The organism is Pseudomonas sp. BN415 (genome assembly GCF_029871195.1).
Classification (GTDB): Bacteria; Pseudomonadota; Gammaproteobacteria; order Pseudomonadales; family Pseudomonadaceae; genus Metapseudomonas; species Metapseudomonas resinovorans.
The window spans coordinates 1-14,740 of sequence record NZ_SSOK01000023.1 but is presented as its reverse complement, the minus strand read 5'-3'; the positions used below and the strand labels follow the sequence as shown (position 1 = coordinate 14,740).

5 protein-coding genes are annotated in these 14,740 nt (G+C 64.0%); all 5 read left to right on the top strand.

Annotated elements, in window-relative coordinates; translation table 11 throughout:
* The first annotated feature begins 365 nt into the window (after positions 1-365).
* Positions 366-1,490, top strand: coding sequence for an ABC transporter permease (locus E8F20_RS06420; RefSeq protein ID WP_280283005.1), 1,125 nt, complete (start codon positions 366-368; stop codon positions 1,488-1,490).
* A complete protein-coding gene (locus E8F20_RS06415; protein ID WP_280283004.1) occupies positions 1,487-2,275 on the top strand; it encodes an ABC transporter ATP-binding protein in 789 nt (262 codons plus the stop codon). The genes E8F20_RS06420 and E8F20_RS06415 overlap by 4 nt, the downstream gene beginning before the upstream one ends.
* Entirely contained in the window at positions 2,276-3,193 is a 918-nt protein-coding gene (locus E8F20_RS06410) for an MlaD family protein (protein WP_274800421.1), read from the top strand.
* A complete protein-coding gene (locus tag E8F20_RS06405; RefSeq protein WP_280283003.1) occupies positions 3,190-3,807 on the top strand; it encodes an ABC-type transport auxiliary lipoprotein family protein in 618 nt (205 codons plus the stop codon). Before E8F20_RS06410 ends, E8F20_RS06405 begins: the two co-directional genes overlap by 4 nt.
* A gap of 815 nt (positions 3,808-4,622) precedes the next feature.
* On the top strand, positions 4,623-14,740 hold a 10,118-nt coding region (locus E8F20_RS06400; protein ID WP_280283002.1), incomplete at its 3' end, for a peroxidase family protein.

The following is a 14,740-nucleotide window of genomic DNA, read 5'->3' as shown; positions in this document are numbered from 1 at the left end:
AAACTGCGCTTCTTCGGCCGATTTCGCCTTGCCTGACCTTCGCTCGACGACTTTTCGTACAAAACCTAGGCCGGCCATTGCGATCTGGCCAGTTGCGGGCGCTGCGTGTCGGGGCAGGGGCTATGCTTTGAGGCTTGGCGGTCAGGCCGGCCTTCCCGCGCCGGAGGGCCGCGTTCAGCGGCTTCGAGCGGGGGCGCCGCTCATCCGGGGAAATGACCTGGAGCAAGAGCGGCACCGACCGCCAACGATACGATTTCAGCGCAGTAGCGACGTCAGGGAGAGCGTGTTGTGTTGCTGAAACAGATGGTTTGTTGCCTGGCTGTTGCCGCTGCAGCAGTCGGGGTAGATCGGGGAGGGGCCGTGCCATGAGCGGGGCGCCTTCCATTGACGTTCACTCATCGGGCCTGAGCATCGCCGGGGACTGGACCCTGGCCCACTTTGGCGAATTGCGCGGCCGGGTAGCCGCCCTGCGCGACACGCTGCTACCCGGACAGTCGGTGGACCTCGACGGACTCGGCAGCCTGGACACCGCCGGCGCTGCCCTGCTGGTGGAGTTGCTCGGCAGCGCGCGCATGGCGGACCTGGATCGCCTGGCACCGCACCTGCCCACCGAGCGTCGAGCCTTGTTGCAGGCCGTGGCTGCGGCCATGGCCGGGGACGGTGAGGTATCTCCGCCCCCGAGACAGTCGGCCCTGGTGGAGTTGCTCGGACGTATCGGTGCTGCGATGCAGGGGCTCTGGGAGCAGACCCTGGCGTTGCTCGGCTTTATCGGCCTGACGCTCTCCGCCATGTTTGCCATCCTCCTGCGGCCGCGCCGCTGGCGGGTCACCTCGCTGGTGGCACATCTGGAGCAGAGCGGCCTGGATGCGGTGCCCATCGTCGCGCTGCTGACCTTCCTGGTCGGCGCGGTTGTCGCCTTCCTCGGTGCCACGATCCTTTCGGACTTCGGTGCCACCCTCTATACGGTCAACCTGGTGGCCTTTTCCTTCCTGCGTGAGTTCGGCGTGTTGCTCACCGCCATTCTCATGGCTGGCCGCACGGCCAGCGCCTTCACCGCGCAGATCGGTTCGATGAAGGCCAACGAGGAGGTCGATGCCATCCGCACCCTGGGCCTGAGCCCGGTGGAACTGCTGGTTCTGCCACGGGTGTTCGCCTTGTTGATCGCGCTGCCATTGCTGACGTTCATTGCCATGCTCAGCGGCATGGTCGGCGGTGCGGTGGTCTGCGCCCTGGCTCTGGATATCTCGCCTTCGATGTACCTGACGCTGCTGCAGGAGAACATCGAGTTGCGGCATTTTCTGGTGGGCATGGGCAAGGCGCCCGTGTTCGCATTCCTGATTGCGGTGATCGGCTGCCTGGAGGGCTTCAAGGTCACGGGCAGCGCCCAGTCGGTGGGTGAACGCACCACGTCCAGCGTGGTGCAGTCGATTTTCGTGGTCATCCTGCTCGATGCAGTGGCTGCCTTGTTCCTGATGGAGGTGGGCTGGTGACGGAAGAATCCATCATCGAGGTGCGTGGCTTGCGCAACCAGTTCGGCGCCCAGGTGGTGCATGAGGACCTCAATCTGGACCTGCTGCGTGGCGAGATACTTGGCGTCGTGGGCGGTTCGGGCACGGGCAAGTCGGTGTTGTTGCGCTGCATCCTCGGCTTGCGTCGGGCCAACGTCGGCACGGTGCGGGTGTTCGGCGAAGAGTTGCTGGCGTTGCCGGCCGAGCGCCGCTCGCAGCTGGAGCGCCGCTTCGGGGTGCTCTACCAGCGCGGGGCGCTGTTTTCGTCGCTGACGGTGATCGAGAACATCGCCCTGCCGCTGATCGAACACGCCCGTCTCGATCGGGCGGACGCCGAGGCCCTGGCCCGGGTCAAACTGGCACTGGTGGGGCTGCCGGCCGATGCCGGTGGCAAATATCCCACCGAGCTGTCTGGTGGCATGGTCAAGCGCGCCGCCCTGGGGCGCGCCCTGGCGTTGGACCCGGACATCCTGTTTCTCGACGAACCCACGGCGGGGCTGGATCCGATCGGCGCAGCGGCCTTCGACCAACTGATCCGAACCCTGCGCGATGCCTTGGGGCTCAGCGTGTTCCTGGTCACCCATGACCTGGACAGCCTCTACACCCTGTGCGACCGGGTCGCGGTACTGGCGCAGAAACATGTGCTGGTGGCCGACCGCCTGGAAGTGGTCGCCGCCAATGAGGACCCCTGGGTCCGCGAGTATTTCCACGGACCGCGCGGGCGTGCGGCCGAGCAGGCGGCAATGCGCGCGCCGGGGAGTCCATGAATGGAAACACGAGCCCATCACGTCCTGATCGGTCTGTTCACCGTGCTGGTCGTCGGCGCGGCAATGCTCTTCGCCCTCTGGCTGAACAGGGCCGGCTCCGAAAGCCAGTTGCAGGAGTACGAGGTGATCTTCACCGAAGCGGTCAGCGGCCTGTCCCAGGGCAGTGCGGTGCAGTACAGCGGCATCAAGGTCGGTGACGTGGCGCAGTTGCGCCTGGATCCGAAGGACCCACGCAAGGTGATGGCGCGCATTCGTATCGTTGGCGCCACGCCGATCAAGGAGAACACGCGGGCGCGGCTGTCCATCACCGGCGTCACCGGCACCGCGGTGATCCAGCTGCACGGCGGTACGCCGTCCAGCCCGCTGCTCAAGGGCAAGGGTGGCAAGTTGCCGGTGATCATCGCCGATCCATCGCCCATCGCCCGGTTGATGGCAGGCGGGGAAGACGTGATGCTCAGCGTCACCCGATTGCTGGAACAGGCCAATAAGCTGTTCTCCAGCAAGAATGTCGAACACGTGTCCCAGACACTGGCCCATCTCGAACAGACCACTGCCAGCATCGCTGAGCAGCGGGATGAGCTGCGCCGGACCCTGGAGCAGGTGAATACCGCTACGAGCGAAGCCAGCACGCTATTGCGCACCGCCAATAGCTTGCTGGACGGCGACGGTCGGCAGGCCTTCGCCAGCGCAGAGCGGCTGCTGGCCTCCCTGGAACGCAGCAGCCGCAGTATCGAGCAACTGCTGGATGGCAACCGCCAATCCCTCGATGGCGGCATGAAGAGCATTGGCGAACTGGGCCCGGCCATCGGCCAGTTGCGCGACACCCTGGAATCGCTGCGCAACTTCTCCCGGCGCCTCGAAGAAGACCCGGGCGGCTATCTGCTGCGCAGCGACAGCATCAAGGAGTTCCGACCATGAAGCCTCTGTTTCCCTTGGCGTTCCTGTTGCTGCTGAGTGCGTGTTCCATCCTGCCCAAAGGTGAGGAGTTGGTGGTCTACCAACTGCCTGCCAGCAGCGCAGTGCCCATGAACGGGCGAACGGTGGATTGGGCCTTGCAGGTCAACAAACCCCTGGCCAGCCCGCTGCTGGACAGCACGCGCATCGCTGTACTGCCGGAAGGCGACCGCATCAGTGCCTATCAGGGTGTGCGCTGGGAGGACCGTGGCACGCTGTTGCTGCGTGACCGCCTGATCGATGCCTTTCGCAGTGACGGTCGCATCGGTGCGGTGAGCAGCGACGATAGCCGGTTGGACACTGACCTGGTGCTGGCGGGCGATCTGCGCGCCTTCCAGGGGGAGTTCCGGGCGGGGAGGGTAGAGGTGCATATCCTGCTGGAAGCGCGCCTGGTGCAAAGCGGCAACCGGCGCATGCTCGCCAGCCAACGTTTCGAAGTGCGTGAAACGGCCAGCGACAAGGCACCGGCTCAGGTGGTGGCGGCCTTCGGCCAGGCCGCCGACCGGCTTGCGGCCCAGGTTCTGGACTGGACACTCGCCCAGGGCGCATGGCGGCACGCGCTCAGCGCGCGCGACTGAGGTCGATCAGCGGGCCGCTACGCAATGTGGCGGACGGCACATCGTTGGCGACCTTCACCTGATCGACCTGCGTACGGCAGCCGTGCGCCAGCAACAACCTTCGAGACATTCCCAATGGGGCGATCAGGCAAAAGCAGGGTTTTTGACTCATAAAACCGCTTATTTTGCAAGAATTGACCGGGGTCCTCCGGGCGGTGGCAAACACCGGATTAACGGAAGATGTCTCCCTTGAAGGCTCTAGAACGGGCGTTCTGTCGTGGTATGCGTGTCCTCTATGTGGGCAAGGAGGCCCCCGAAGTGCCACGCATTCTCTTCTTTGTAAGAACTTATTTCATTAAAAATTATATATAAAACAATTAGTTAGTGTGATTGCTTGCTGAAAATTGACCATAATGACGGTCGCTTGACAGTGTTTTTGGCCGAATCTTTAGTCAGGTATGTAAGAAATTGTTTCGAATTGCGGGCAGCTGCATCGTGAGGGCGCTGCAGCCTTAGCCGGGAAACAATAAAAGCTAGGGAGAACGTCATGAGCCTTGCATCGCGCGACCTGTTCCAGTGGGTGATTTCGCCCATCTCATTGCACCTTTCCGAATTTCACGATCCGCCGGGTCGATGACCCCGGCGCCGGCACCCGATTGCCGGCACTGCCAGGGATAGAACCTCCTGCTGAAGAGCATGATTCGCGCTGCCACCAGCGTCGCTTCGAGGTAGGCGTCATCTAATCCCCCAAATCCCGAATCAAGTCGAAAGCGTGGAGCCCTGTCCTTGCTGCCATGGCGCACGCCCCTACGCAGTCGGAATTGAGGAATCAGCAAATGGCCAATTTCAACCTCGCAGACCTGGATTTCATCCTTCAGCAGATTCTTATCGCTGAAGCTCATGCCAATGGGGAGGATCTCCGTGATCTTCTGCCCAACGTGCAGGTGCCTTTCGGCCTTCGCACCATCGATGGTTCGTTCAACAACCTGTTCTCAGGGCAAACCGAGTTTGGCGCTGCAGATAACGTCTTCCCGCGCTTGCTGGACCCTGTGTTCCGGCCGGCAGAGTTGGGAACCTCCTACGCGCAGACTACCGGGACCGTGATCGACTCCCAGCCGCGGACCATAAGCAACCTGATCGTCGACCAGACCGCGAACAACCCGGCGGCGGTTGCCGCTGCTGCACAGACTCCCGGTTCGGCCACCGTGGCCAGCCCCGGTCTGGATGGTCTGTTCGGTACCGCTGATGACGTACAGACGCAGTTCATCCCGAATATCTCCCCGGATGCAGGGCTGTCCGCGCCGTTCAACGCCTGGATGACCTTCTTCGGGCAGTTCTTCGACCACGGCCTGGATCTGGTTACCAAGGGCGGCAATGACATCGTTTTCATTCCGCTGCAGCCGGACGACCCGCTCTTCGTACCGGGCAGCCCGACCAACTTCATGGTCATGACCCGCGCCACCATGCTGCCGGGTGCAGATGGGATCCTGGGTACTGCTGACGATATCCATGAGCAGCAGAACACCACGTCGCCCTTCGTCGACCAGAACCAGACCTACAGCTCGCATCCATCGCACCAGGTGTTCCTGCGTGCCTACCAGATCGGTGCCGATGGGCAGCCGCATGCCACCGGCAAGCTGATCACTAACCGCGCCCTCGGGGCTGACGGCGAGTTCGGCACCGCCGATGACGTGGAGATCGGCGGGATGGCGACCTGGGCGGTGGTCAAGGCCCAGGCTCGTGACATCCTCGGCATCGACCTGACCGACGCGAACGTGTTCGATGTGCCGCTGCTGGCCACCGATGCCTACGGCAATTTCATCAAGGGGCCGAACGGGTTCCCGCAGGTGGTGATGAAAGGCGCGGATGGGTTGGCTGGCACCGCTGACGATGTCCTGGTGGAAGGCAATCCGCTGGCCCCCATCAGTCTGGCCAACGCGGTCGGCACTGGTCACCAATTCCTCATCGACATTGCCCACAGCGCCGATCCGAGCGGCGGCCTGACGGCGGACGCCGACGGCATCGTCAACGTCGGTACCACGCCCGCAGCCGGGACCTACGACAATGAGCTGCTGGACGCCCACTACATCGCCGGTGATGGCCGGGTCAACGAGAACATCGGCCTGACCACCGTGCACCACGTGTTCCACTCCGAGCACAACCGCCTGGTGGAGCAGACCAAAGACACCCTACTGGCCTCCGGCAACCTGGCCGAGCTGACTCCCTGGCTGATGCCGGGTACGGCCCCGGTCGCGTTCCCAACCACCCAGGCACAGATCGATGCCTTGCAATGGAACGGCGAGCGGTTGTTCCAGGCCGCCAAGTTCGGCACCGAGATGCAATACCAGCACCTGGTGTTCGAAGAGTTCGCGCGCACCATCCAGCCCCAGGTGGACGGGTTCCTCGCGCCGACTGGCTATGACACCACCATCGATCCGTCGATCGTCGCCGAGTTCGCCCATACGGTTTACCGCTTCGGCCACTCGATGCTGACCGAAACCATCGACCGCCTGGACCCGAGCTTCAACCCGGTCACCGCCGACCCGTTGCACCCCACGGCCGACCAGCAGATCGGCCTGATCGCGGCTTTCCTCAACCCCCTGGCCTTCGCCGCCAGTGGACCGAGCGCCGAAGAGGCGGCAGGGGCCATCGTGCGTGGCGTGACCCGCACTGTGGGCAACGAGATCGACGAGTTCGTCACCGAGGCGCTGCGCAACAACCTGGTGGGTCTACCGCTGGACCTGGCGGCGATCAACATCGCCCGTGGCCGCGACACCGGTATTCCCTCGCTGAATGCCGCGCGTCGCGAGTTCTTCCACATGACTGGCGACGAGCAGCTGAACCCTTATTCCAGCTGGGTGGACTTCCTCGACCATCTCAAGCACCCGGAATCGTTGATCAACTTCATCGCCGCCTATGGCACCCACTCCAGCATCACCGGTGCCAGCACCCTGGCGGCCAAGCGTGCCGCTGCAACTCTGCTGGTGCTGGGCGGCGCTGGTGAGCCGGCAGACCGCCTGGACTTCCTGCACAGCACCGGGGCCTGGACGAGCGGACCGGATGGTGTGACCACGACCGGCCTGGACCTGGTGGACTTCTGGATCGGCGGCCTGGCCGAAGAGAAGATGCCGTTTGGCGGCATGCTCGGCTCGACCTTCAACTTTGTCTTCGAGACACAGCTGGAGGCCCTGCAGGACGGTGATCGCTTCTACTACCTGTCGCGTACCGCGGGGATGCACTTTGGCACCGAGCTGGAGAACAACTCCTTTGCCAAGCTGGTGATGCTGAATACCGACGTCACCCACCTGGCCAACGCAATCTTCACCACGCCGACCTGGACCCTGGAAGTCAACCAGGCTGTTCAGCACACGGGATTGGGAGTCGGTGGCCGTGATGACCCCACCGGCGGCATCCTCATCAACGGCGTGGAGATCACCCCCCTGGTGATCCGGGACGATCCCAATACCGCCGCTGTGGAAACCAACTACTTGCGCTACACCGGTCCGGACCACGTGGTGCTCGGCGGCACGGCTGGCGATGACATCATCATTTCCAGCGAGGGCGATGACACCCTCTACGGTGATGGCGGCAATGACGTGCTCGAAGGCGGCTATGGCAACGACACCGTGATGGGTGGGGCCGGCGACGACATCATCACTGACGCCGGCGGCGACAACCGCATGGAGGGTGGTGACGGCAATGACGTCATCCATGTTGGCAGCATGATGGCCGGAGGCGTTGGCAATCTGATCCTTGGTGGCAGCGGCAAGGACTTCATCGTCACCATCGAAGACATGTCCACCACCTTCGGTGGCCAGGGCGACGACTTTATCTACAGCGCCAAGACCAGCCTGCCACCCACTGGCAACGAGGGCGACGACTGGATCGAGTGGGGCACCCAGGACGGCGCGCCCGGCGACAACTTCGCCCCGCTGCTGGCTGACAACGTGATCGGCCACGACGTCTTCATTGGCGGCGGCGGCTTCGACGAGATGATCGGGGAGGGCGGCGACGACATCTTCGTGGGCAGCGATGCCCAGGACAAGATGGACGGCATGTCCGGTTATGACTGGGTCACCTACAAGAACGACAACATCGGCGTAACCGTCGACCTGGCCCTGGCGGCCTTCCTCGGCATCGGTGAGGTGGGCGACCACATTGCCTTCCCCGTGGCGCAGTCGCCGGCCTCCATCTTCGACCGTTTCGCCGAAGTGGAAGGCCTGTCCGGTTCTGACTTCGCCGACATCCTGCGCGGCGACGATGTGGACCCGACCACCATCATCAACCACGGTGGCGCCACCGGTGGTGCGCTGACCAACCTGGACCTGATCACTGGCCTGCGGGCCTTCCTCGGCGATCAGGCCTCGGTAGGCGCGGACGCCATCCTAGGTACCGCAGACGATCTGGTGGACACCTTCGTCGGCGGCAATATCATCCTCGGCGGCGGTGGCAGCGACATCATCGAGGGCCGCGGCGGCAACGACCTGATCGATGGCGACCTGTGGCTGAACGTGCGCATCAGCGTGCGCCAGAACCTCGACGGCACGGGTCCCGAGATCGCCACGTTCGACAGCATGGTGGATCTGATTCCGCTGATGCTGAACCGCACCTACAACCCCGGCCAGCTGGTGGCGGTGCGTGAACTGCTCAATGGCGGAGCGGACTTCGATACCGCCAACTACCAAGGCCTGGCAAGTGACTATTCGGTGGTGGCCAACGCCGACGGCTCCTTCACCGTGACCGATTCGGTGGCAGGGCGTGATGGCATCGACCGACTGACCAACATCGAGCGCATCCGGTTCTCCGATGTCACCCAGGTGCTGGTGCCGGGACTTAATGCAGAGCCGACGGGCTCCCTGACCATCACCGATACCAATGGCGGATCGCTGCAGGTCGGTGACTTCCTCAGCGTGTCCGCGGCCGGCATCAACGACGCGGACAACCCCGGTGGCGGCATCACTGACGTCACCTACGTCTGGCAGGTGGAACGCAATCCCGGCACCGGTGTGTTCGAGGACATCATCGCCGCTCCTGCGGGCGACCTGGCCTTCCAGAGTGCCAACGGCATCCGCTTCCGCATCACTCCGGACCTGGCCGGTCTGGTAATCCGGGTGAAAGGCGTCTACGCCGATGCTAACGGGGTGACCGAGCAGGTGTTTTCCACGCCCACCGTTGCCGTCGATCCCTTCACTCCGCCACCGCCCACCACAGCTGTCGATCCGGGGCCGGCGATCACCGCCAGCGGGGCCGGTGTGCAACTGGTGCGTTCGGACCTGGACTTCATCCTCAACCAGATCCGCATTGCCGAAGCTCACGCCAATGGTGCCGACCTGCTGTCCCTGGTGCCCAACGTGCGCGCGTCGGCCGGCCTGCGTACCGTAACCGGCGAGTTCAACAACCTGCTGAACTTCTCCGGCATCGACCAGAGCCAGTTCGGCGCCGCTGACAATGCGTTCCCGCGCCTGCTGCCGGCAGAGTTCACTGATGAGCAGGACGAGGCTGCCTTCAACGGCATCACCAACACCAACTACAACTCTTCCACCAATGTGGTGGACAGCGACCCGCGCACCATCAGCAACCTGATCGTCGACCAGACCAACAACAATCCGGCGGCGGTAGCCGCTGCGGCAGGTACCGATGGCTCCACACTGGTGACCAGCCCCGGCCTGGATGGCTTGTTCGGCACGGCTGATGACCAGCAGGTGAACTTCGTCCCCAACGTCAGCCCGGATGCCGGCCTGACCGCGCCGTTCAACGCCTGGATGACCTTCTTCGGTCAGTTCTTCGACCATGGACTGGACCTGGTAACCAAAGGCGGTAGCGGGGCCGTGTTCATCCCGCTGCAGCCGGACGACCCGCGCTTCGTCCCCGGCAGCCCGACCAACTTCATGGTCCTCACTCGCGCCACTCAGGTAGGTGGCGTGCCAGGGCAGAACGAGAACACCACCTCGCCCTTCGTCGACCAGAACCAGACCTACAGCTCGCATCCGTCGCACCAGGTGTTCCTGCGTGAATACATCTCCACGCCGAATGGCCCCCGCGCCACCGGTGAGTTGATCACCAACCGCAACCTGGGCGCCGATGGCGAGTTCGGCACCGCCGACGATGTGGAAATCGGCGGCATGGCCACCTGGGCGGTGGTCAAGGCACAAGCTCGCGACGTCCTCGGGATCAACCTGACCGACGCCAATGTGTTCGACGTGCCGCTGCTGGCCACCGATGACTACGGCAACTTCATCAAGGGGCCGAACGGCTTCCCGATGGTGGTGTTCCCTGGCCCGGACGGGCTGCCGGGAACCCCTGACGACGTCCTCGTCGAAGGCAATCCCGCCGCCAACGGCGGCCTCGGGATCAGCCTGGCCGGTGCTGTCGGTACCGGGCACCAGTTCCTCATCGACATCGCCCACGCCGCCGACCCGTCGGCAGCACCCGGGCTGGTCCGCGACAACGACGGTGTGATCAACAGCCAGGCCGGCGTTCCCCAGCCGGCTGGCACCTACGACGGTGACCTGCTGGATGCGCATTACATGGCCGGTGACGGCCGGGTCAACGAGAACATCGGCCTGACCGCCGTGCACGCGATCTTCCACTCCGAGCACAACCGCCTGGTGGAACAGACCAAGAGCACGGTGCTGGCCAGCAATGACGTCGCCTTCATCAACGAGTGGCTGCTGACCCCGGTCACTACCTTCCCGACCACTCCGGCCGAGATAGCCGCACTGCAGTGGAATGGTGAACGGCTGTTCCAGACCGCCAAGTTCGGCACCGAGATGCAGTACCAGCACCTGGTGTTCGAAGAGTTCGCGCGGACCATCCAGCCCAACGTCGACCTGTTCTTCGCGCCGACGCAAGTCTATGACGTCAACCTCGATCCCTCGATCGTTGCCGAGTTCGCCCATACGGTTTACCGCTTCGGCCACTCGATGCTGACCGAGACGGTCGACCGCTTCGATGCCAACTTCAACCCGGTCACCGTCGATCCGCTGCACCCGACCAACGACCAGCAACTGGGTCTGATCGCCGCGTTCCTCAACCCGCTGGCCTATGCCGCCAGCGGGCTGACCCCGGAAGACGCCACCAGCGCCATCGTCCGTGGCGTGACCCGCACCGTGGGTAACGAGATCGACGAGTTCGTCACCGAGGCCCTGCGCAATAACCTGGTGGGGCTGCCGCTTGACCTCGCCGCACTGAACATCGCCCGGGGCCGGGACACCGGCGTGGCATCGCTCAACCATGCTCGTGCGCAGTTCTATGAAGCCACCGGCGACGCCAACCTGAAGCCCTACGTCAGCTGGGCGGACATGGTGATGCACCTGAAGCATCCGGAGTCGTTGATCAACTTCATCGCGGCTTACGGCACCCACCTGGATATCACCGGGGCTACCACCCTGGCCGACAAGCGTGCCGCCGCGACCGCGATTGTCCTGGGTGGCGCTACCGCCCCGGCCGACCGGCTGGACTTCCTCAATGGCACGGGCACCTGGACCGGCGTGGAAACCGGCCTGAACCTGGTGGACTTCTGGATCGGTGGCCTGGCCGAGGAGATCATGCCGTTCGGCGGCATGCTGGGCTCGACCTTCAACTTCGTGTTCGAGAACCAGCTGGAGAAACTCCAGGACGGTGACCGCTTCTACTACCTGGAGCGCACCGCCGGCCTGAACTTCAACGCCGAGCTGGAAGGCAACTCGTTCGCCAAGCTGATCATGGCCAACACCCATGCAACCCACCTGCCGGCCATCGTCTTCCTCACTCCGGGCTACACCTTGGAGGTCAACCCGCTGCTGCAGCACACCGGCCTCAACGATGCAGGGCTCGATGGCATCCAGGGCACGCTGGACGATGTGGTGGGGGCCGACGGCATCGCCGGCAACTCCGACCCGCTGGGTGACAACCCGCTGCTGCCACTGGTAAGCCGCGACAACCCGGCAACACCGGGCACCGATACCAACTACCTGCTGTACCGCGGCCCCGACCATGTGGTGCTGGGCGGTAGCGCCGGCAACGACATCCTGCGCTCCAGCGAGGGTGACGACACCCTCTATGGCGACGGCGGCAACGACCGCCTCGATGGCGGCTACGGCAATGACTTCATCAATGGTGGCGACGGCGACGACATCATCACGGACGTGGGTGGCGACGACAACATCAAGGGTGACAACGGCAACGACGTGATCCAGGGCGGCAATGGCGTCAACCTGATCCTCGGTGGTTTCGGCAACGACTTCATCATCACCGGTGAAGACGCCAGTGAGGCCTTTGGTGGACAGGGCAACGACTTCATCCTGGGCTCCAAGGCCAACGAGCAGGACATGGGTAACGAAGGGGACGACTGGCTGGAAGCCGGTACCTCGGACGGCGCCCCTGGCGACAACTTCGATCCGGCTGGCAACGACCCGATCGCGGGCAACGACGTCTACATCGGCAGAGGCGAGGGCGACAAGTTCAACGCCGAAGGCGGTGACGACATCATGGTCGGCAGCGCCGGCCTGGGCGATCGCTACATCGGTGCTTCAGGCTACGACTGGGCGACCTTCAAGAACGACTCGCGCGGCGTCACGATCGACATCAGCGACCGCTTCTTCGATCAGCCGCAACTACCGGGATCGGGCGCGTCCGTGCTGGCTCGCTTCGACTTCGTCGAAGGCCTGTCAGGCTCCGCCTTCGGTGATGTGATCAGCGGCGACGACTCCGATGCCACGACGCTGCCGACCGCTGGCGCCAAAGGCAGCGTGCTGACCAACATCGCGCTGATCTCGGGCCTGCAGGAGTTCCTCGGCACCGGGGTCACCTTCTTCGACGGTGGCAACATCATCCTCGGTGGCAGCGGCAGCGACATCCTCATGGGGCGCGGCGGCGACGACCTGATCGATGGCGACAAGTGGCTGAACGTGCGCATCAGCGTACGTCAGAACCTGGACGGCTCAGGACCGGAAATCGCCAGCTTCAACAGCATGGCCGAGATGGTGCCGCTGATGGTCAGCGGCACTTACAACGCGGGGCAACTGGTGATCGTGCGGGAGATCCTGCAGGGCGATGCGGCGCTGGATACGGCGGCCTATCGGGGCCTTTCGTCAGAGTACGACTTCGTCACCAACCTGGACGGCTCTGTGACGGTGACCGACTTGGTGGCTGGTCGTGATGGCGTTGACCGCCTCACCAGCATCGAGCGGCTGCAGTTCGCCGACGGGATCATCGATCTGTCGGGCACCGATGCCCTTCCGGTGGGGGCCGTGAGCATCAGCGACGGTACGCCTGAGGTTGGCTCGTTGCTGACTGCATCCCTGGCCGGTGTCACCGACGCCGACAATGCCGGTGGCACCATCACCGGTCCGGTGTCCTACTACTGGCAGGTGGAAACCGTCGCGGGCTCGGGCATCTTCGAAGACATCGTCTTCATTGCCGCCGGTGAGGCCTCCCGCGCCACCGGCCGGACGTTCCGCGTCACCGAGGATCTGACTGGCCTGGCCCTGCGGGTGATGGCCATCTACAAGGACGCCAACGGCGTGCTGGAGACCGTGCTGTCGAATGTGACGGATACGGTAGCGCCTACCCAGGTCAACGATGTACCGACCGGCGCCCCGGTCATCAGCGACACCACGCCGACCCAAGGCCAACTGCTGACGGCGAGCCGAGGCACCATCGCCGATGCGGACGGCACCACCACCTCGGTGTTCAGCTTCCAGTGGCAGTCCTCCGCCAACGGCACGACCTGGACCAACATCGGCGGTGCCACGTCGGCAAACTTCACCCCCGGCGCATTGCAGGTTGGGTTGATGCTGCGGGTGGTGGCGAGCTTCACGGATGACCAGGGCTTTGCCAACCAGGCTGCGTCGGCGGCGACCGCCGTTATCGGCGGGACGTTCAACGGCGATGGCGGGAACAACATCCTGACCGGTACGGCGGGTGACGATGTGATGAATGGCGGTGGTGGTGACGACACACTTAATGCCGGTGCGGGGAATGATTTCCTGAGCGGCGGTGCGGGCAACGATGTCCTGAACGGTGGTGCGGGTAACGATGCCCTCCATGGCGGCGCTGGCAACGACCAGATGGCGGGGGGGGCTGGAGATGATCTGTATGGCGTTGACAGCGTCGGGGATGTTGTGACCGAGACTGCTGGCGGCGGTAATGATGTCGTGTGGACCTCGTTGTCCACCTACACCTTGCCGGCGAACGTCGAGTTCCTGCGCTACGCCGGTACGGGCCCGTTCACTGGTACGGGTAACGCCCTGGCCAACGACATCGCGGGTAGCGTGGGTAATGACGTGCTCATCGGTGGCGGTGGCAATGACACGTTGGCCGGTGGTGCGGGTAATGATGGTCTCCATGGTGGGGTAGGCAACGACCGGATGGTGGGCGGCGCCGGAGACGACCTGTACGGCGTCGACAGCGCTGGAGACGTGGTGGTCGAGACCACCGGCGAAGGCAATGACGTCGTGTGGACCTCGTTGTCGACCTACACCATGCCGGAGAACGTCGAGTTCCTGCGCTACGCCGGTACGGGGTCGTTCAACGCTACGGGCAATGCCCTGGCCAACAACATCGAAGGTGGAGTGGGCAATGATGTGCTCATAGGGGCGGGAGGCAACGACGTGCTGGCCGCCGGCGTGGGTAACGACGGTCTCCATGGTGGGGTAGGCAACGACTGGATGGTGGGCGGCGCCGGGGACGACCTGTACGGCGTTGACAGCGCGGGAGACGTGGTGATCGAGCTGGCAGGTGGGGGCAATGATGTGGTGTGGACCTCGTTGTCGACCTACACCTTGGCGGCGAATGTCGAACACCTGCGTTACGCTGGCGTGGGGCCGTTCAACGGCACGGGCAACGCCCTGGCCAACAGTATTGCCGGTGGCACGGGTAACGATGTGCTGAGCGGTGGTGGCGGCAACGACGTATTCCAGTTCGGTGCTGGTTTCGGCCAGGACCAGATTCTGGACTTCGACGCCAACCCGGC

What these genes read in the sequence shown, in the direction of transcription:
- E8F20_RS06405 (WP_280283003.1), top strand. Translation starts at nt 3,190, where the DNA reads ATGAAGCCTCTGTTTCCCTTGGCGTTCCTGTTGCTGCTGAGTGCGTGT.
- E8F20_RS06410 (WP_274800421.1), top strand. Translation starts at nt 2,276, where the DNA reads ATGGAAACACGAGCCCATCACGTCCTGATCGGTCTGTTCACCGTGCTG.
- E8F20_RS06420 (WP_280283005.1), top strand. Translation starts at nt 366, where the DNA reads ATGAGCGGGGCGCCTTCCATTGACGTTCACTCATCGGGCCTGAGCATC.